The organism is Desulfatibacillum aliphaticivorans DSM 15576 (genome assembly GCF_000429905.1).
GTDB lineage: Bacteria > Desulfobacterota > Desulfobacteria > Desulfobacterales > Desulfatibacillaceae > Desulfatibacillum > Desulfatibacillum aliphaticivorans.
This window is the reverse complement of sequence record NZ_AUCT01000002.1, coordinates 152,717-172,232: the sequence shown is the minus strand read 5'-3', so window position 1 is coordinate 172,232 and position 19,516 is coordinate 152,717. Positions and strand designations below refer to the sequence as shown.

General features: G+C 51.4%; 17 protein-coding genes, 1 tRNA gene and 1 pseudogene. 13 read left to right on the top strand and 6 right to left on the bottom strand.

Annotated elements, in window-relative coordinates; genetic code table 11:
* Window positions 1-189: 189 nt before the first annotated feature.
* Window positions 190-1,203: a fumarylacetoacetate hydrolase family protein gene (locus G491_RS0102970; RefSeq protein ID WP_028313522.1), complete on the bottom strand. Its 1,014-nt coding sequence runs from the start codon at window positions 1,201-1,203 to the stop codon at window positions 190-192.
* 5 nt (window positions 1,204-1,208) lie between these two features.
* Window positions 1,209-2,549, bottom strand: coding sequence for an amidohydrolase family protein (locus G491_RS0102965; protein ID WP_028313521.1), 1,341 nt, complete (start codon window positions 2,547-2,549; stop codon window positions 1,209-1,211).
* 390 nt (window positions 2,550-2,939) lie between these two features.
* Between G491_RS0102965 and G491_RS0102960 the strand changes: the two genes are divergently transcribed.
* Window positions 2,940-4,118, top strand: a complete 1,179-nt coding sequence (locus G491_RS0102960) for a DUF4388 domain-containing protein (protein ID WP_028313520.1) — start codon at window positions 2,940-2,942, stop codon at window positions 4,116-4,118.
* Window positions 4,119-4,169: 51 nt separating this feature from the next.
* Window positions 4,170-5,000, top strand: a complete 831-nt coding sequence (locus tag G491_RS0102955; protein ID WP_028313519.1) for an ion transporter — start codon at window positions 4,170-4,172, stop codon at window positions 4,998-5,000.
* A 10-nt stretch (window positions 5,001-5,010) separates the two neighbouring features.
* Here G491_RS0102955 and G491_RS33285 read toward each other — a convergent pair whose 3' ends face one another.
* Window positions 5,011-5,610: a TetR/AcrR family transcriptional regulator gene (locus G491_RS33285; protein ID WP_051326994.1), complete on the bottom strand. Its 600-nt coding sequence runs from the start codon at window positions 5,608-5,610 to the stop codon at window positions 5,011-5,013.
* Window positions 5,611-5,996: 386 nt separating this feature from the next.
* Between G491_RS33285 and G491_RS0102940 the strand changes: the two genes are divergently transcribed.
* Window positions 5,997-6,290, top strand: coding sequence for a hypothetical protein (locus tag G491_RS0102940; protein WP_157467941.1), 294 nt, complete (start codon window positions 5,997-5,999; stop codon window positions 6,288-6,290).
* A 2-nt stretch (window positions 6,291-6,292) separates the two neighbouring features.
* Here the strand turns inward: G491_RS0102940 and G491_RS0102935 are convergent, their stop codons facing one another.
* The gene (locus tag G491_RS0102935) at window positions 6,293-7,030 is read right to left on the bottom strand and encodes a methyltransferase family protein (RefSeq protein ID WP_028313517.1); all 738 of its coding nucleotides are present in this window, start codon (window positions 7,028-7,030) and stop codon (window positions 6,293-6,295) included.
* A gap of 278 nt (window positions 7,031-7,308) precedes the next feature.
* Between G491_RS0102935 and G491_RS29200 the strand changes: the two genes are divergently transcribed.
* From G491_RS29200 to G491_RS0102905, 6 genes and pseudogenes are all read left to right on the top strand, one after another.
* Window positions 7,309-8,337, top strand: a complete 1,029-nt coding sequence (locus G491_RS29200) for a sensor domain-containing diguanylate cyclase (protein ID WP_051326993.1) — start codon at window positions 7,309-7,311, stop codon at window positions 8,335-8,337.
* A gap of 241 nt (window positions 8,338-8,578) precedes the next feature.
* Entirely contained in the window at window positions 8,579-10,690 is a 2,112-nt protein-coding gene (locus tag G491_RS33280) for a PAS domain S-box protein (RefSeq protein ID WP_051326992.1), read from the top strand.
* Between the two features lie 85 nt (window positions 10,691-10,775).
* A tRNA-Ala gene (locus tag G491_RS0102915) sits at window positions 10,776-10,851 on the top strand.
* A gap of 87 nt (window positions 10,852-10,938) precedes the next feature.
* Window positions 10,939-11,148 (top strand): annotated as a pseudogene (locus G491_RS36695) (DUF6538 domain-containing protein); the annotation flags it as partial.
* 24 nt (window positions 11,149-11,172) lie between these two features.
* Window positions 11,173-12,669: a site-specific integrase gene (locus tag G491_RS0102910; RefSeq protein WP_028313516.1), complete on the top strand. Its 1,497-nt coding sequence runs from the start codon at window positions 11,173-11,175 to the stop codon at window positions 12,667-12,669.
* 48 nt (window positions 12,670-12,717) lie between these two features.
* Window positions 12,718-12,957, top strand: a complete 240-nt coding sequence (locus tag G491_RS0102905) for a hypothetical protein (protein ID WP_028313515.1) — start codon at window positions 12,718-12,720, stop codon at window positions 12,955-12,957.
* 239 nt (window positions 12,958-13,196) lie between these two features.
* On the opposite strand, the gene G491_RS33275 is transcribed toward G491_RS0102905, so the two are convergent.
* On the bottom strand, window positions 13,197-13,952 hold the full coding sequence (locus G491_RS33275; RefSeq protein ID WP_051326991.1) for a Rha family transcriptional regulator: 756 nt from the start codon (window positions 13,950-13,952) through the stop codon (window positions 13,197-13,199).
* A 668-nt stretch (window positions 13,953-14,620) separates the two neighbouring features.
* Here G491_RS33275 and G491_RS0102895 point away from each other — a divergent pair.
* A complete protein-coding gene (locus G491_RS0102895) occupies window positions 14,621-15,301 on the top strand; it encodes a recombinase family protein (RefSeq protein ID WP_028313514.1) in 681 nt (226 codons plus the stop codon).
* Window positions 15,302-15,512: 211 nt separating this feature from the next.
* Here the strand turns inward: G491_RS0102895 and G491_RS0102890 are convergent, their stop codons facing one another.
* The gene (locus G491_RS0102890) at window positions 15,513-16,457 is read right to left on the bottom strand and encodes a TIR domain-containing protein (RefSeq protein WP_028313513.1); all 945 of its coding nucleotides are present in this window, start codon (window positions 16,455-16,457) and stop codon (window positions 15,513-15,515) included.
* A 719-nt stretch (window positions 16,458-17,176) separates the two neighbouring features.
* Between G491_RS0102890 and G491_RS0102880 the strand changes: the two genes are divergently transcribed.
* From G491_RS0102880 to G491_RS29180, 3 genes are all read left to right on the top strand, one after another.
* Entirely contained in the window at window positions 17,177-17,623 is a 447-nt protein-coding gene (locus G491_RS0102880) for a hypothetical protein (RefSeq protein WP_028313512.1), read from the top strand.
* A gap of 328 nt (window positions 17,624-17,951) precedes the next feature.
* Window positions 17,952-18,845 (top strand): hypothetical protein, encoded by an 894-nt coding sequence (locus G491_RS33270; protein ID WP_051326990.1) that lies wholly within the window; start codon window positions 17,952-17,954, stop codon window positions 18,843-18,845.
* Window positions 18,846-18,941: 96 nt separating this feature from the next.
* Window positions 18,942-19,139, top strand: coding sequence for an SHOCT domain-containing protein (locus G491_RS29180; protein ID WP_015947193.1), 198 nt, complete (start codon window positions 18,942-18,944; stop codon window positions 19,137-19,139).
* Window positions 19,140-19,516 lie beyond the last annotated feature (377 nt).

The following is a 19,516-nucleotide window of genomic DNA, read 5'->3' as shown; positions in this document are numbered from 1 at the left end:
TTCTCCTTATTTTTTGTAGGGTCATGAGCGGATGAGTACGTCAAACGGCCTTGGTCTTGGCGCAGGGCGGCATCACCTCCTTGGTTTTTACGGGGTTTTTGGATAATTATTTATTGTGTACTACACACTACATATTTAGGTCAAGGAAAATATCGGCCGAAGTAAGGAGGAAAATTATCTTAGAGAGGCTTAATCAGCGGATCGAACGACGCGGTTTCTTAAAACGCCCAGGCCCTCGATTTCCAGCTCCACCACGTCGCCGGGGGAAAGCCAGCGGTCCAGCTCCAGGCCGCAGCCTCCGCCCACAGTGCCGGAGCCGATCAACTCTCCGGGGTAGAGGGTTTCGTCCTGGGAGATATGGCGGATCATGTCTTCGAATTTATGATACATGTCGCCTGAATTGCCCCGGGACCATTCCTCGCCGTTTACCCGGGCGATCATGGTCAGATTGTACGGGTCGGGAATTTCGTCCGGAGTGACCAGCCAGGGGCCGGTGACGTAGGATGTGTCGAAATTCTTGCCTTTGGCCGGCCCCAATCTTCCGGCCATCTCCCGCATTTGCATGTCCCTGGCCGAGAAATCGTTGAATATGGTGTATCCGGCGATGTAAGAGGCCGCTTTATCCCGGGGGATGTTAATTCCCTGTTTGCCGATGTAAATCCCCATCTCCAGTTCATAGTCCAGTTTTTTGGAGTAGGACGGCCACTGGATGTCATGATTCGGCCCCACCATGCACATGGGGTTGCCCGTATAATAAACCGGAAACTTGTACCAGACCTTGGGCGGCTTGATCAGAGGGCTTCCCTTGTATTTGGCGAATAGCCGGTTGGCGGCGGCCAAAGCCGGAGAGCGCCACTTGATGACGGTTTGTGCGCTTTGATTCAAGTGCTTTTCAAAGGCCAGGCAATCCCGGATGGATACAGGCCTGGGAACGGGCGCCAGCAGGCTGACGGAATCCACAGGAAAGCAGGCTCCGCTTGGCTTTTCCTTTTCCCCTCTTTCAAGAATTTCAAACGCCTGGTCCTTTGCCTTTGCGCCCCCTTCCAAAAACGCCAAGGCATTGGCCAAAGCCCGGGGCTTTTTCCCGTCCAGGGCCTGGGCTGCGTCAGCAAAGCTGACCAGGGTTTTTTCATTTTTCATCAAGGCCCCAAATCGGATTTTGGGGCGGGATTCGGCATTTACCTGAAAACTGGATAGTTTCACGTCTTCTACCCTCCAATGGCTTTAGCAAGGCTCCGCACTTCATCCATGATTTTTTCCAGGTCCATGCGGGTCAGGCGTCCATCCTGAACCAGCTGCCTGCCGTCGACGAACACGTGTTTAACATTGTCCGCCGAAGCCGCATAGACCACCGCAGACTCCGGGTGATACATGGGCGTCATATTGGGCGCGTCCACGTCGATGACGATGATGTCCGCCCTTTTTCCCTTTTCCAGGGAGCCCGTCACAGCCCCCAGGCCAATGGCGTCGGCCGACATCCTGGCGGCCAGGGCGATGGCGGTGGCCGCATCCAGTTCCGTGGGGTCCAGGTTCAGGGCTTTATGGATCTTTGCGGTCAAATCCATTTCGCTGAACATATCGTAGTTGTTGTTGGACGCCGGACCGTCCGTACCCAGGCCCACCCGCACTCCGGCGCGCAAGTAGGCGGGGATGGGCGCCACGCCGGAAGCCAGCTTCATTTCGCTGTGCGTGGTCACGGACACGGCGGCGTTTTTTTGAGACAGGATTTCCATGTCCTTGTCGTCCACCCATACGCCATGCACCACAAGGGTGTTTTCATCCAGGACGCCCAACCCATCCAAATATTGGACCGGAGAAAGGCCGTGCTGCTCCATGCTTTGCGTGTGCTCGAACTTGGACTCGGCCGCGTGGATTTGAAGGAGCACGCCCAGGGCGGCGGCCTCCTTTTTGGCGTTCTGAATGGTTTCCGCCGAGCAGGTATAGGCCGAGTGGCAAAAGATGGACGGCGTGATAAGCGGCGTTTTTCCCTTCCATTCCTTTGCGTAGCTGGCCGAGGCCCGGACGTTTTGGCTGGGGTCGGGAACGCCGGGCGCCGGGAAGTCTATGATTCCGTGGGCCAGGACGGCGCGCAGGCCGGTCTCCGACGCAGCCTGAGCCACGGCGTCCTCGTAAAAATATCCGTCGCAGAAGCAGGTGGTTCCTGAAAGCAGCATTTCCGCGCAGGAAAGCAGGGTCCCGATTCTGACAGTCTCAGGATTGATGTGCGCGGCTTCCGCCGGGAACATGTGTTCGTTCAGCCAGGTTTCCAAGGGCAGGTCGTCGGCCAGCCCACGGAAAATGCTCATGGGAACATGCGTGTGCGAGTTTACGAGGCCCGGCATGATGATTCCGCCGCAGGCGTCAACGACCTGCCGGGCGCCCTTGCGTTCAGGAGCCTTATCCCTGGGGCCGGCGAACATGATTTCGCCGCCGGCGACGCAAATAAGACCGTCTTTATGAATATGGGAGTCCTCGTCCGCTGTGAGCAAAATTCCGTTTTCAATAATCAGGTCGTATGTCATGAGAGCGCCTTTCTTCATCGGCTGCATGGTTTTTTGCACTGCTCCGGGATCATTGGGCCGGGTCTCTTGGGCCTTTGGCGGGCCGTCAGAAAAAAATTTCTTATTGTATCCGACAGAATTGCCGAAAATGCAATGGCTGGGTTTTCAGGCCCATAATGAAAAAAATTGGGTGCATGGAGAAATCGCGGCTAAAAGAGCGTGCGCATCACAGTACCTTGCTGCCCGGGAAAGTAAAAACTATGAATAATAGTGATAAAATTCATGGGGCTCCAGTGAAACTCCTCACGAAAGGCGGATTACAAAAGGCTTGCCAAATCCGGGGTGCATTTGTTAGGGTTATTGAAGATAGAATGCCGATTTTTCAATTATTAAAAACGAACCTGTTTAAACTAACCCACCGACAGGGGCAATATAGATATGACTGTTGATACAAGCGCTTTGTCCGGCAATCTGGAGTTTTTGACCTTGCCTGATGTGCTGCAGCTTCTCCATACCAATACTTGTTCGGGCATTTTAAGGGTTAAAAATCCATACACTCCGACGCCGGGGGTGGTTTATTTTAACAAGGGCGCAGCCGTTGACGCCCTGGCAGAAGATAAAAGCGGCATAGAAGCCCTGTATGAATTATTTGGCTGGGTGGAAGGAACTTTTACTTTTTCCACGGAAAAAGTCACCGCCTCCCGGGTGATAAAAGCGGGTATGATGGAAATCATCCTGGACGGCACCCGGATGCTGGACGACGGAAAGATTGCTAAAAAAGGTCCGGAAGAGGCGTTCATTCAAGACGATCAAAACACCACGGACGGCTCCAATCTGCCCGTCGTCAGAAGGCCTATCTCCAACTACTCCTACGTGCTTGACGAGGAGGAAGTCGCCAACGGAAAGAATATCGTGACCCAGGGGCGCCACGGGGACTGGATATGCGTGATGCTGGACGGATACGCGGACGTTATTCGCCAGACGCCCAAAGACGGGGTGACAATCACCCGTTTAGGGCCCGGATCGCTCATCGGCAACATTTCCTCCCTCATGAGCACCAAAAGCGTCAGAACCGCCACCTTGGTGGCCAGGGGCCGGGTGGGCCTGGGCGTGTTGGACATGCAGCGCATCCACACGGAATTTTCCATTTTGACGCCCAAGTTCCGGTCCATTGCGGTAAGCCTGGACAAACGGTTGCGTCAGGCCACGGATACGGTTGTGGACATTCACCTGAAACAATTGAACGTCAAGGAAGTGCTGGCCGGAAAACGCCTGTTGATGGAGCAGGGCTCTACGGACGAGCAGGCTCACTTGATCGAAGAAGGCGAAGTCTGCGTGGTGCGCAAGACCAAAAAAGGCCCGATCCCTTTGGCGTTTCTGGAAAAAGGGGATTATGTGGGGAACATCCCCTGCATAAACACCGGGCACGAACCTTCGGGCGCGGCCCTGTACGCCACGGAGGACGTCAAACTGGCGCCTTTGGATCTGGAGCTTGTGCAGCAGGAGTACGATGAGGCTTCCCCCATGATCCGGGCGATTTTGGACCACGTGGCCGCCTGCGTTTCCGTGACCACCCTGATTGCCTGCGATTTTCAAAAAATGACCCGGAAAAGATAGCCGGGCGAGGGGCGGGCTTATTCCGCGGCCGGTTTTCAATCATCAGCTCTCATGACTACTTATAAAAAGGATTTGCGGCCCGGAGGCCTTCGCGCCCTGGGCCATGAGATCATTTTTGAAGCCGACACCCCGGCCGGAAAAGCCTTTGATGTGATCCTCATCATCAGCATCATGCTTTCCGTGCTGGTGGTGATGGCCGACTCCGTTCACAGCATCCAGGTCCAATACGGCAAGGCGCTTTATGTTTTAGAGTGGGTTTTCACCGCCCTGTTTACAGTGGAGTACGTCCTGCGTCTGATTTGCGTGGGCAAACCCCTGCGCTACGCCGGCAGTTTTTTTGGAATAGTCGATCTGTTGGCGATTCTGCCCACCTACCTGAGCGTTTTCATTCCCGGCAGCCATTACCTGACCGTCATCCGCGTTTTGCGGCTTCTCCGTGTCTTTCGAATCCTTAAGCTGGCTCAATACGTAGGTGAGGCCAACGTGCTCATGGGCGCCTTGGCTTCCAGCAGACGCAAGATTACGGTGTTTTTATTCGCCGTGGCCGCCATGGTGGTCATCCTGGGCTCGGCCATGTACGTGATCGAAGGCGAGAAAAACGGATTCGTGTCCATCCCCGCCAGCATATATTGGGCTGTCGTAACGCTTACCACGGTCGGCTACGGGGACATTTCCCCCAAAACCGCGCCCGGGCAGGCCTTGGCCGCCCTGGTGATGATTTTGGGATACGCCATCATCGCCGTGCCCACGGGGATTGTCTCCGCGGAGCTGGTCAAAGGCCCGGAGCAAAAAAAAATCAGCACCCAGGCGTGCCCTCAATGCAGCAAAGAGGGGCATGACCCGGATGCTGAATATTGCAAATACTGCGGCGCCCCGCTTTAGCAAGGCGGTTTCACTCGGGGGGCTCTTCCTCCAATTTTACCAGATCTCTCCAAAAATTCAGGATATTCGCCTTGGTCGCCAAGGGATCTCCGTCCTTTAGCTTGGCGGCGGTGAGTATGTAATCCTGAAAAACCTCCAGACCCAACGCCATGGCCATGATGCCGGCCACGATCATCTTGGGGTCGGCGTCCTCTATGACCCGCCCCTGTTCTTGCTCCTTTTTCGCCATTTGCACAGCAAGGTCCACAAACGGAAAATCGCTTTGGATTTCCCCCTGCCATTTCCCGTCAAGCAGAGTGCGGGCGAGCACCCTCCAATAGGCATCGTGTTTTAGCAGGGCCGCCCAAGCCATGGACATGGTCTCTTCAAAACTTGATCCTGGGCCCATTTCGCCAATTAAGTCGGCCGACAGCTTTTCCTGCGTCTGACGGCGCAATACTTCCTTGGAGCCAAAATGGCGATGAATCAATCCATGATTCACTCCCGCCTTGGCCGCAATATCCCTTACAGACACGCCTGCCACGCCTTTGTTGGCAAACAGCTCCGAAGCGGCTTCCAAAACCGAGGCCATTACCTCATCCCTTCCATGGGGTTTCCGCTTTTTCGGCATAGTTCAATCCTCCCTGCGCGCCATATTATTATTAATGCCAAGGAGATGCAAGCCGGAATTGCTTTTAGGCTGAGGGAAAGCCCCCCGAAAAACAGATTTTTCCATAATACATTTAATCATGGATATATGGTATATTTAAATATTTTTAATGATATATTTTTCAGTATTTCTGCACTGCCTATCGAAGGCGCATGACGGAACGGAACCTTCGCCCGGCCTTTCCGGGATTGGAGGAAACGTGCCTATTTGTAGAGATTTTTGAGGCCGGCGCCAATCCAAGCATGGTATTTAGGGTATTCGCCAACTCCTTTTGACTCCGAAGGCTGGGTGTGTCATTAGGAAAGGACTCTTGCTTACCCGGGAATATGAATAATGAGGAGGAAATCATGCAGCTTCTTTGGACCGAAAATGATTACACCAGCCGCTTGAGTCATGAGGATTTTTTAGTCAGATTATGGGCTTTGCAGAATTTAGCCAATTTATACCCGGAGTCCTGCCCGCAGGAGGTTGGAAACCTGCTGGACAATCCGCCTGATGAAATGATTCCCAGCCTGATGAGGCTTTTAGGCTCTTCCAAGGCCGTTCAATATGCTCCTAAAATCATGGACCTGATATGGACGGAATATGATCTTAACCAGGAAAGCGGCAAAAAATACAAGAAATGCTGCTTGAACAAATAGCATTAAACCCTGGCCGCCGGATCGCCTTTTTCCCGCCGCCAGGGTTTGAGCCTGGGGATGAGGATAGGCACGTGTTTCTGGTACTCCCGGTACTCCTCCCCGAGAATTATGGCCGTGTCCCTGTCTTCCAGGCGCATGCCCGCCAGCACGTAAATCGTCCCCAAAAGGGCGAATTCCAGACGGGTTGCGTTCATGACCGGTCCGATCCACAGGAAGAACAGGGTGAAAAAATACACCGGGTGGCGGCAATGGGCGTAAGGGCCTTTCATGGACAGGACCGGGGGCGGGACTTCCTGCCTTTTCCAGCGCCTTATCACGGCGCGCACGCCTAAGGCTTCCATGTAGTCCAATAGAATGGACGTGACCCAGACTGCGCCGGCTGCGGCCAGAAAAGCGGCGATCAACACCCCGCGCCAAACCCCGTCCGCCTGCCAGAACACCCCTTCCAGCGGCCTCCATAAAAAAATTAAGGCGCATTGGGTCAGTCCGGCGATGGAGACGTAAAGCAGTTTGACGAAATCCTCGCCCACGAGTTTCGCCATGATCCTGTGGGAGAAGTCCCGCGCCAGGATGCTGTGGATCAGCCCCCAGGCGGCGAATATGAGGGCGTTGAAAACCGCATCCCGCCAGGTTCCCGGTCCGGTTTTGGGAAAAAGCAGGAAAAACATGAGCCACATTTGGGGCAGATGAAAGGCCAAGACCCCCCAGGCGGTCAAACCGCCGAAAACAATACTGCGCATGCACCCCTCCTGGTCTGAAAATTGCATTTATCGAGCGAGGTATAGCAGGAATTGATCACATGGACAAATTTATTTTGCGGGGCGTGGGCTTGTTCTCCATGCAGTCGTTGTGATAAACATTGTTCAAAACACAGGACGCCGCCTTAGAGCAATGCCTCGCAGAACGCCTTAAACCTTCAGGATCGTTAAAGCGCAATACTATGACAAACAATCTCTCCGAACAAACAACGCACGGTTGCAACGTGAGCCCTAACATTTTTTGCAAAATAGGGAGAATTTTGACGTCCTCCCTGGACCCAAAGGTCGTCTTTGAACGGGTGATGGCCCTTGTGGGCGAGCACTTCAACCCGCGAAACTGGTCCCTGCTTCTGGTGGACAAGGACACAGGAAGGCTGCGCTTTGAGATCGTCATGGGCGTGGACGCGACCAAACTGCGCCGGTTTTATCTGGAGTGCGGGGAGGGCATTGTGGGCTGGGTTTGCCAGAACGCGAAACCCCTGGTCATTGAAAATGTCCGGGAGGACGCCAGGTTCAGCCCCCGGGTGGACGAGTTGCTGGGTTTTAAGACCCATTCCGTGGTTTGCGTGCCGTTGGTGAACGGCGGCAACAAGGTGGTGGGCGCCATAGAGCTCATCAACAAATTGTCCCCGGAAGGAAAAGGCGACGACGGCCTTCAATCCTTCACGCAAGATGATATGGAAATTCTCAACTCCATCGGCGCCTTTACGGGCATTGCCGCCGAAAACGCCTTTTTGCACCAGCGGGTTCGCGAAATGGCCATGATCGACTCCCTGACGGGAATCAACAACCGGTTGTATTTCAACGAGGCCATCCGCAGGGAGGTGGACCGGGTAAAACGGTATAAAAAGACCTTGTGCATGCTGTTCATGGACGTGAACGGCTTAAAAGGCATCAACGACCGGTTGGGGCATCTGATAGGGGATCAGGTGCTTGTCCAAGTGGCCAATGTGCTGAAGCAGTCCGTGAGAAAATCCGACATCCTGGCGCGATACGGCGGGGACGAGTTCGTCGTCCTCATGCCTTTTGCCGGCCAGGAGGACGGCGATAAGCTGGCATTGAGGATTCAGGACCTTTTGGAGCAGTGGAATCGGGATCCCGCGATTCCCGGCGTTTCCCTGGGCCTGAGCATCGGGGTCCACGCAGCCCGCGCCGAGAACATGGACAGCGTGCTTCGCGAAGCGGACCTGAAAATGTACGAGCAGAAAATTCTGGAAAAAAAGCCCGAGGAATTGGTTTCCGAAGAGGAAATGCGCCGGTTCCTGACCCGAAATCCAAGCCTCGGGTGATTGTTTCAAAGCTATCCGCACATTAATAAACTTCCAGGGATCCCGGCGGCTTGCCGCCCGTTTCCGTTTTAACCCTTCTGCGCCTTAAGAAAAGACTTAGGCTTGACCCTTTCTATTCTCCCCTGTTTTTTCCCGCCGTCTTCCTTTTTCCGAATGCGAAGGTATGTTTTTTGCAAATTGTCAAAAACGCGGCTTCCGCCGCCCAACTATAAACTCCGATGATATTGACGAGGCGAACGCCATGGGCTCCAAATCTTCTTATGAAGACCTGGAAATACGCATTCAAGAGCTTGAGCGGGAACTGAATTCCTGCAAGTCGCAGGAAAAGCAGTCCGGCCGGCATGGCGATGACGGTGAAAATCGCTTAGAGTACGAAAGATATAAAAGCCTGGTTGAAAACATCAATGAGATTGTTTTTTCCACCGACGCCCAGGCGCAAATAACCTATGTAAGCCCCAACATCTTCAAGGTCAGCGGCTTCAAGCAGGAGGAAGTCATCGGCAGGAACTTCGTTGAATTCGTGTATCCCGAAGACCTGGCCAGCCGGATGGATCAGTTTCAAAAAATCATGGAGGGCGAAAACCAGGTCACCGAGTACCGGATGATGGGCAAGGATGGGCGTATCATTTGGGTTCGGGCCAATGCCAGGGCGATGATGACCGAGGAAGGCTTTACCGGGCTGCAAGGCATCCTGGTGGATATCACGGACAGCAAAATTATGGAGGAGGATCTGCGTAAAAGCGAGGAGCGGTTTCGCGACCTTTTCAACAACGCTCAGGTAGGGCTGGTGCGCACCAGGCTGGGGGATGGAAAGGTTCTCGCCATTAATGAACTTTGTGCAAGGATGTTTCAAATAGCCCCGGAGGACTTGCAGGGGCTGAGATCCACGGATTTTTACGCGAACGCCAAGGACAGGCAATTCATGGTGGAAATCCTCCAGGCGAACGGGATGATTGAAAATCATGAGGTTCTCATGCGCCGTAAGGACGGCTCCGAGTTTTGGGCCAGCTATTCCCTGCGCATCTATCCGGAAGCCGGGGCGGCGGAAGGGGTCATCATTGACATCAGCCAGCGCAAAACCGCCGAGGATGCCCTGCAAAGAAGCGAGGAGCGGTTCAAATCCCTCATCACCCAATCGCCCATATCCTACGAATATTACGGCATGGACGGGACGCTATTGGAAAACAACCCCGCCCATTGCCGCATGTGGGGATCTACGCGGGAAGCCTTGGTGGGCAACTATAACTTGTTTCAAGACCCCGCCATAATGAACGATCCCTCCAAAAGAAAAATGTTAAATAAAGTGTTTTCAGGAGAGGTGGTGCGCGTCCCTCCTTTTCAACTTCGCCCCACAAGCCGGATAAAAGAGTCGGAAAAAGAGCTGTGGGTGAAAGCCACCATGTACCCTATCAAGCAACATGGCGAAGTCGTGAACGTGGTGAGCGTCCTGGAAGACGTGACCGAGCAGAAAATGATGGAAGCCAAACTGGAGGAAACCAACAAGCAACTGGTCCTGGCCGCCAGGGAGGCTGGCATGGCCGAAGTGGCCACCGGCGTGCTTCACAATATCGGCAACATCCTGAACAGCGTCCACGTGACCGCCGGATCCATCCTTGAAAAGATGGAGAACTCGCGCATGGTCAATTTTGAACGCGCCGGGGGCATGCTGAAAGAAAACCTTGACTCCATCGGCGAATACCTGACCCTGGATCCCAAGGGAAAAAAACTGCCCGCGTACCTGGCGGAACTGGCGGCTCATATAAGCGGGGAACGCCGAAAATTGATAGAGGACGCCAAACAACTCAGGGAATACATCGATCACATGGTTACCATCATCAGCCTTCAGCAATCCTTTGGAAAAGCCGCAGGCCTGACCGAAATCACGGACATCCAGGAAGTCGTGGAGGCCGCCGTCACGCTTCATAAAGCAGCGCTGATTCGCCACGGCATCAAGCTGAAAAGAGGTTTTGAAGATTTGCCTCCCATCTTAGCGGACAGAAACCGGGTCATGCAGATCATGGTGAATCTCATAGCCAATGCAAAGCACGCCATAAAAAATTCCGAGGTGGAGCGCGGCGAGATCAACGTCTCCATCCGGAAAGTCGGGGAGGATCAATTGGCCATCAGCGTCTCGGACAATGGCGTGGGCATTCCCCCTGAAAATTTGGAAAGAATATTCACCCGTGGCTTCACCACCCGGAAAAAAGGCCACGGATTCGGCCTGCACAGCGGAAGCATCGCCGCGGCCGAAATGGGGGGCGGCCTGTCGGCGCAAAGCAAGGGCGAGGGCCATGGCGCCGCGTTCACCCTGACCATCCCTTTTAAAACGCCGGATGGCGAAAAATCCCGGTAACGCGTAAATTCTTTGCAGGGGATGTGAAATCTCCGTTGACCCCGCCATTTTATTTTGCTAATACTCCCCGAATCAATTCCAACGTGGGGATGTAGCTCAGTTGGGAGAGCGCAGCGTTCGCAATGCTGAGGCCAGGGGTTCGAGCCCCCTCATCTCCACCATCTTATTGAAATCACTTCAAATACTCTCATATTACAGCAGGCTGTCCATGGATATCCACAACCGTTATCCACATAGGGGACAGCCTGATGCCTTTTTGTCCAGGTTCGACGTTTAAACCAAAATCTCCATCATACACCTATCAGCTTCCCTCGGGCTATGTCTTCCGTATGCGCGTCCCGGATGACCTACGGCCTCTTGTCGGCAGGACTGAATTCAGATACTCTCTACGTGCAAGGACAAGGACCACCGCCAAGCATAGGGCGGCTGCTATAGCTGCTCATGTTCGGGTGGTCTTCCATAACATCAGAGCAGGGGGCAGTATGGCGAAGCTGACTAAGGAAAAAATACAGGAGATCGTAAGGGGTTACGTGCAGGAGGTCTTGGATGAAGATGCAGAATACAGGGCTGTGTCCAAGCCAAGGACGAGGAATGCACTTGAGGCGCAAGAGTTTGGTCTGAGGTCAGTGCAGGGTGATACCCGGGAAGCCTTGGCCTTAAATGATTACAGCATGGCGGATAGTCTAATCACAAGGTGGGCGATTCTGAGAAAGCATGGCATCGAGGGTGTGGGGAAGTCTGATGCGTCCTACGGGATGCTCTGTAGGGCGATGATGGAAGGCTTCCTTGATATTGGCGAGGTGTTGCTTGCCCGTGAGACGGGGGATCACAACAAAGAGCGGTCCCTCTTGGCGCAACTATTGCCGCCTATGCCAGCACCACAGCAAGCCAAGCCTATCGAGGCAGAGGATACAGTGGGAGATCCCCTCAGCAAGGTCATTGAGGCTTACATCGAGGAACACAAGAGAGGCTGGACCGAGAAGACGTTGACTGAGCACAGGGGGGCCTATTCTACTTTTCAGGAATTCATCGGCAAGGACGTTGATATTAAGACCATTGATAGGCGCATGATCTCCGAATTCAAAACTGCTCTATTGCAACTACCGCCGAGAAGGAAAGTCAGGGCCAAGTATAAGCACAGGACAATGAAGCAACTCCTAAAAATGAGCATCCCAGAAAACGACCGGCTCTCCCCTGCAACAGTGAACGATATCCTAAGCTGCATCAAGTCGGTGTTCAGTCATGCCGCAGTGAATGGACTGATAGACAGAGATCCTGCGGAGGGCATCAAGGCTGCGGACAAGCGGCAGGATAGGGATAAGCGGCAGCACTTCACCAAGGACGACCTTGAGTTAATTTTCAATTCCAATGGCTACCGTGATGATGCCTTCCTCAAATCCTATCAGTTTTGGTGTCCTACCATGGCGCTGTACACCGGGGCGCGACTGAATGAGATAGCCTCACTTTACCTTGAGGACTTCATACAGGTGGACGGGGTTTGGTGCATCGATATCAACAAAAACACGAAGGACAAAAGCCTGAAGAACCTATCAAGCGCCCGTGCTGTACCGTTGCATCCCTTCCTGGTGGATGACCTTGGCCTGATTCGTTATGTGGAGCAGCAGCGGAGACGTAGGATTAAGCGCCTATTCCCCGAGTTGTCTAACCAGCGGGACGGCTACGGCAAGTCAGTGGGGTCTTGGTTCCAGCGCTTCAAAAAAACACTTGGTTTTCCTGCGGACGGTAAAAAGGCATTCCACAGCTTCCGGCACACGTTTATCACTGCATTGAAACACGCTGGAGTACCTGAATTGATTGCCAATGAACTTGATGGTCACTCCTCGGGGAAAACAATTTCGTACTCTACCTACGGAGGGCGGTTCAGTCCAAAGCAGCTATATGAGGAGGGCATTCTTAAACTAACTTACGACCTGGACCTTAGCCACCTCAAGGCCAGTAAATACAGCGGAAATAGATAGCAGCAACAATAGGACCAACATTAACCAAATGAAGGGAGCACCAACAGCATGGCATTAGTTACCACTGAAAATGGACAGACGGTCGAGATTGAAGAAGGCGTGGACCTGTACTTTAACGGCGATGCGGGATCTTACTATGTTGCATGGGATGAAGTTGACCAGGATACTCAACGCAAGGCTATCAGGATTCAAGAGCAGATGGAGGTCTTAGCCCAGGAGGCTGCGGCCTTGGTGAGGTCTGTAGGCTTCCAGAGTGAGCAAGAGCGCCTGGAGCGCATAGCAGCATAATCCACATAGTACCCCCCCCCTATGACGAAAAAAGCTGAGGCGGTCGGCCAACAATAGGCTAACCCCTCAGCTTTTACTTTATGGGACTGCATTGCAATTGTATATCTATGTGAGGAGCCACAGCACAGCCTGTGAGGCAGTGAAATGTAAAACCAATAGGAATGCTTGTATCAATAATGAAAGCCCGATAGGGGCTAAATTAGGCCATCTGAATTGGCTGTGCTGCGGCGTTATTGTTGTTAGAAGTCTTCAGCAGGGGCGAAGGGGAGTTCCAACGTGGGGGCGTCAAGGTTGAATTGCTGATACGTTGGCTCGCTACCTTGTGCAAACATCTGGATGCGGTCCCCGGCTTGACTGTATATCTCCTTGTAGGGCAAACCCTCTTGGATGCCTTCGTCCAGGGCCTTGGCTGCAACATGCTCAGCGCTGGCGAGGTACTCAAGTTCAGGCCTGGACAGGGTGTCTCTGAAATCCCCTGCAATGTTGGCGCTGTAACGTCCAGGGAAGAGGGCCTTGTAAATCATCTTGGTAATGTTGCCGTAGTAGTACCCTGCACCCTTCGATCCTTGACCTTCTGCATACTCCACAAAATCCTTGATGGAAGCCGCCAGTTCGTCTCTTGCCTGCTTTGTCTGGTCTCTGTATGTCAACCATAGGGGGTCTGTAAGATGTCTGCACAGGGCCTCCATGGAGTTGAATGCCCGGATAAACTGCACCTTGATGCCCATGGCCTTCTTTCCAGTGAATCCCATGGCAAGCATCATGAAGCCGTCACGGGTTATCTGGTACATGGGCCTTTGTTCGCCCTTGGCATCCCAGTAGTCAACCAACTTAAAATTCAGTTCGTTAAATTCTCGTGGGCATCCATTGGCCTCAAGGTTTCTAATTGTCTGGATGACGTTTGAGTGTCTCTTGCCGAACTTGTCGGCGATAGTGAGGGATGTGGTGGTCTGGTTCTTGGTTACTAAGGGGCCTGCGGTAATTGCTTTTGTCATAATCTGGAAAGTCTTCCTTCCTGGGTCTGAGGTTAGTACTGTTAGGGCCTTATATGCATTGACCGGTCCCCTTGGAGCAGTAGGCAAGGTAGGAGCCTAAGGGGTCGGGTGATGTCTGGCAGGAAGGAATGCAGGGGGTTGAATTGCTGAGGACTGAGGGTGTCATACTGGATATGATAGCCTTAAGAGAGGGAGGATATACTAAGATATCATTAGCTTAGGGTTGGTCTATAGATTACTATAGTATCTATAGCTTTCCTCTATTCGTTCTTTTGTTCATAAGTGGCCCCCGAATACTGTCAATGAAGTCGGGGGTTTATATCCTAATTTGTCAAAATCCGTCACAAACCCTTAGATCAATCCACAACAATAGAATATTGGGCGCGCGTCACCCGTTGGGTGGAAGATTAGAATCTATACCCATTGCAGCGAGACAAAACGACAGAGACGTAGAACCAGGAATAAACATTCTACGCATGGTAAAAAACAATAAGGGCATGTTCCATGTTGAGGAGGAGGAAGACAACCCAATTAGAGCCTGCACCCACCGTCCCCCCATGGATATTTCAACACAAATTCTTTAGAAAATGTGTTGATTAATCTTGACATGTGTAGGCTGTACCTGTATTTAGCCATGAGTAAGACACACTTTGAGAGAGGGAAATTACATGGAAAAATGCTTCGCTTATTTGAGGGTCTCAGGGCAGGGCCAGATTGACGGCAACGGGTTTGATCGACAGTTGGAAACCATCCGGGCCTTTGCTGATTCCAAGGGCTTTGAGGTGGTCTCAGTGTACCAAGAAGAGGGTGTCTCAGGAACCACGGGAGAGGATGCCAGACCAGCCTTCAAGAGCATGGTTTCGGATATCCTCAAGAACGGAGTCAGGACCATCGTGGTTGAATCCCTGGACCGGCTGGCGAGGGAATACAGGATACAGGAGCAGCTATTGATCTACCTCGTATCAAAGGGGATCAGCTTGGTGTCTGCCAATACCGGCGAGAATGTCACCGAGGCGATCATGTCCGACCCCATGAGGAAGGCAATGGTCCAGATCCAGGGGGTCTTCTCTGAGTTGGATAAGTCTTTATTGGTGAACAAGCTGAAGAAAGCCCGGGAAAAGGTCCGCCAGGACAAGGGGAAGTGTGAAGGCGCCAAACGCTTTGGCGAGGACAACGCGGAAGAGCAGACTGTCATACGCCACATCAGGGCCTTGAGAAGGAACAAGAGGGGCGGCAGGAAGGGCTTGAGTTATCAGGCCATAGCAGACACCCTGAATGCTGAGGGCTACACAACTAAGAGAGGTAAGCAGTGGGGCGCTACTCAGGTTCGGAGGGTCTTGCATCCATGATCACCGGGGCGCAACCTCTGGCCTTGACCATGCTGGAGGTCCACCCTATACCATAGGACCAGCGCCGCAAGATAACCACTGCCAGCATTGGATATTATATTGACCACGCCCCTGTCCCTGTAGTCACACTTCGACCGGGGCCAGGGGGAAAACTGGCAAAGCCTATACCGTAGATAGGGCTTCACAAATTTATGGTAAAAATCGGCCCTTCCTAAAATGGCATTTTTGACCGCTCCCTTTCCACTTCCTCATACGAGAATAGTTCCACAGAGCGGGAAACAGATGTTCCCTTTAGCGTATCGGCTACATCGCATTTGTCTTTCTCACTGTTTACCACCACCCAAATTTTGAGGTTATTAAACCACCTATTAAAAAAATCGCCCCCTTGTGGTTTGAGGATTCCTTCAGCTATTCTTTTCTCAATAGATTGTTCTCTGGCTTCAATGATTTCATCAAGCCGCTCTATATGCCAAACAACGCTTGCAGGACTGAGTCGAGTGAAGTTTCCGAAAAACATATAGTCCATCCCACTAAAATCATTGAGAACAATGAAACCCAAGGGACGACCTAATTCAAAAATATTTCTGTCCCCTATTGAATCCAATGGGGTAATCAGTGCCTTCTTGTGCATCAGAAAGGCACTCATAACCACCCCCTGTGAGACATCAGGTGTTCCCCTGTGTGTGTCAGTTATAGCTTTATCAATGGCCTGGGACGCAACTTCCTCAAAATTACTTACGTTGTATTTTGCCGTGTCTAACCCTGTAACATTAAAAGGAAGACGTTCATCGTCCTTTTGAAATGGAATTACATACTTGTTGAAACCCAGCATGAGCCCATATTCCATGTTAACGTTTGCATTAGGAACATGAAGTCCTTGGCTTTCGTCGTGGTTCAGCATTACAATGCAAAATTGTGAAGTAATAATTTTTGAACAAATCTTGTGACAAAAAACATGCTGGCCAGGAGATAGGCTGCTGCCTGCCTCGATACATTCTATCCCGCGTTCCTCAAGTAGCCTCTTCAGGAGTCGGACTTCTATAGGGCTGGTCTTGTAACCATAAGCAACGAAACAGGATTGAAGAGACGCAAAAACATTGCCGCAACTAGGGTTGCCAATAATACAATGAACATTTTCTCTTATGGAGTTATCCATGGATGATCCTCAGATGTAGGATAAAAGGTAGTATGCCATAGTATGACAGAAAAAGAATGCCTGTCAACTGGCAAGAAAGTCTACCACCCGTCCTCCCTGTCTGGACATGCGATAGTCCGATACAGGGCAAATGAGAGGGTCGGATTTTTAGTGGTCTGGGGTAAGATTTCCTGTTGACAACAGCGAGGATTTCCCTGTACATGTATACTGTTCATCGAAAGTTGGACAGCCTAAAAGAGTCAGATTTTCAGTAGGTTATCAAGCAGGAGATTGGGACTTTGTGCACCCCCTCATCTCCACCACTTCCTTTTTTATCATCCTGTTTATCAAAACGTTCTTGATTCCGTCTTTTCGTTCTATGCACGCTTGTTCCCGCGTCTGATGAAGCGAAAATGGATCGGACCGCCCTTGTTCTTGCCGGCCGCTCGTTCCCATGGTCCTCCGTGGGAATGCATACAACTGGATGGGAACCACGGAAGACACGGAAAGCACGGAACTGCTTCTTTCGGTGACGTCCGTGCTTTCCGCGGTTTGAAGATTTTAAGACCTCTGCTTAGAGCCATTATTTACGCATTTCAAAATGATAACTCTTGACGAAATAGGAGCCAATAGGGCATATATTCAAAAAAAATGTGGTGGAGAACGATAGCGTCGAGGGATAGACAAGTATAAAAGCAAGTTGATAAATATTGTTAATACATAAATGGGCATTCTGTAAAATGGCATACGCAGAAATACCAGATATTCAGACATGGAAAGCTCGCGAAAAGTGGCTGCAGGAGGTGGAGGAATCTTATCAACATCCTCTTGCATCATATCTTTTAAGCCCTCAGGGGGTTTATCTTTCCAGGGATATGGATCTGGCTTTTTGTGCTGGGGCATGGGTAGCAGTGATAATTATTGCACATGCCGTTGCTGATGCATGGTTACGGGACGCTGAGTTAGGAGATTATAAGTCCAACTCATTTCAACTTTTTGGTGAAGATGAAGATTTGCAGTGGTTAAGGAAACGACGGAATCAAATGGTTCATGTGCGTGAAGATCAATCACTTATTGATGATGGTGAACTTCATAAAATAGAGGAGAACTTCGAATCATTGGAGCCAGAGGCAGAGCGGGCTGTTCGTATTGCTTTCAAGGTTATGTATGATAATCCGGGCACCTAAAAGATGCCAACTGTTTGTTGCATACTTTCTATCACTTAAGAATGCTATACCCCCCTCCAGGCTTGCAGTCGCCATGCCTGCCCGCCGTTTTAAAACAGCGTCAAAAAACCTTGCCTCTTGACCTGTCAAAACCCTGTGGACTATCATTATCAGGTTAGGGAAAGGGGTTGCCGGCCGCTTGGGGGGACGCACAGTTTGTCATTTTGAGATCAGCCATGCAGTCTCAAGGTCCGAGAAGGACCGGACCTGATTTGCATTGATTTTTTTGCGGTTAATGCGGCCAAGGCGATAACCGCCCCCGCGCTCGCCGGGATAGATCAGGAATCACGTGAAAAACGCTGCAGAAAACACATTATTGTCCAGGGTCACCGCGGAGTTTCTCTCCCAGGAAGAGGAAGAGGCTTTTCTTCGCTACAATTGGAAGGAAAACAAGGTTATCGCCCGCAACGCACTGGCGGTGCTGCTGTTTTTGTCCATTGCGTTTTTTGTAAGAGACGTTCTGGAAGCCAAAAATACAGAGTCCATATACATCCTTCTCTTGTTGCGAATAGGCGTGGCTTCCGCCCTGGGCACGACCTTGGTGTACATCCAAAAGGCCCGCGAGTTCATCGCCTATTACTCCAAGATGCTGTTGATCACCCAGATCCTCATATCTTTGGGGGTATTCGTCCTGTCCATCACGCGGGAGATGATTTTCGCCTATCTGGGGGTGAATACAATCCTTCTTACGCTGATTTTCTACCAGTTTCTCAATAACAAGTTTTATTACACCATTGCTGCATGCGCCTTTTTGGGCGTGGGATCGCTTTTTACCAGCCTTTTTTTTCTGGATATGGATTTTTCCGGCTTTATCGGCTCCATCCTGTTTTTGATCCCCATCAATTTTTTAGGGGTCATTATTCTTCGCTCCAACAACCGGACGCGCAGGCTGGAATACGTCTCCTACAGGGAACTGGCGAAGTCCAATGAACGAAACGAGGAATTGATCAAGAAACTGCGGGCCTCATTGGATGAAATCAATGTTTTGCGGGGGTTCATCCCTATTTGCGCCTATTGCAAAAAGGTTCGGGACGACGAAGGCTATTGGAAGCAAATCGAGTCGTACCTGGAAGAGCGCTCCAACCTGGAGTTCAGCCACGGTATGTGCCCGGACTGCGCGGAAAAAGTGTGGGGCGAAGCCAAGTGGTATAAAGACCTGCAAAAAGAGATCAAAAGCAAATAGGCGAGGGGCGAAAACCGGAAGTTTAGGTTGCGCATCGGGAATAAATGCCCATCTTTTGGAAGCAAAGATTAACGCTTCTTAAAAAAGGAGAAAACCATGGGCGTGTTTTTATTTCTGGTTGTACTGGGTGCCGCGGCTTATTTTATTTTCACCCCCAAGGGCAAGGAGCAGTTTGAAATCATCAAGGGCTCCGTGCTCAAAGAGACTCCCCTGGACATCCTCAAAAGGCGCTACGCCTCCGGCCAAATCACCCAAGACGAGTTCGAGCAGATGAAAAAGGACTTGGAGTCGTAAAAGTTCTTCGGAGCGTCCCCGGCCTTGGATGCTATGTCCATAATGCCCCGGATTAGGTTAATACACCTGCAAATCAAAGGTGCAAGGACCTCCCGAAAAACACAGTTCAAATACTCGCCGCAAATTTTTGCCTACTTAATCTATGGTGCTATTTCAAGATTGATGAAGGTGCCTATGGAGGCTAACTATCTGATTTTGTGTTGAAATTGTAGGGTAAAAATACCTGCTGTTTTGAGGGCGAGCGGATTTTTTTAAATTGCATCTAAACGATATCATATCATGACATAACATGAAAAAATCCTTGACTTTACGGTTATCAGAATGGTATCGAAATGAGAATTAATCTCCACTTACAATTATATGACCAAGGGGCGGAC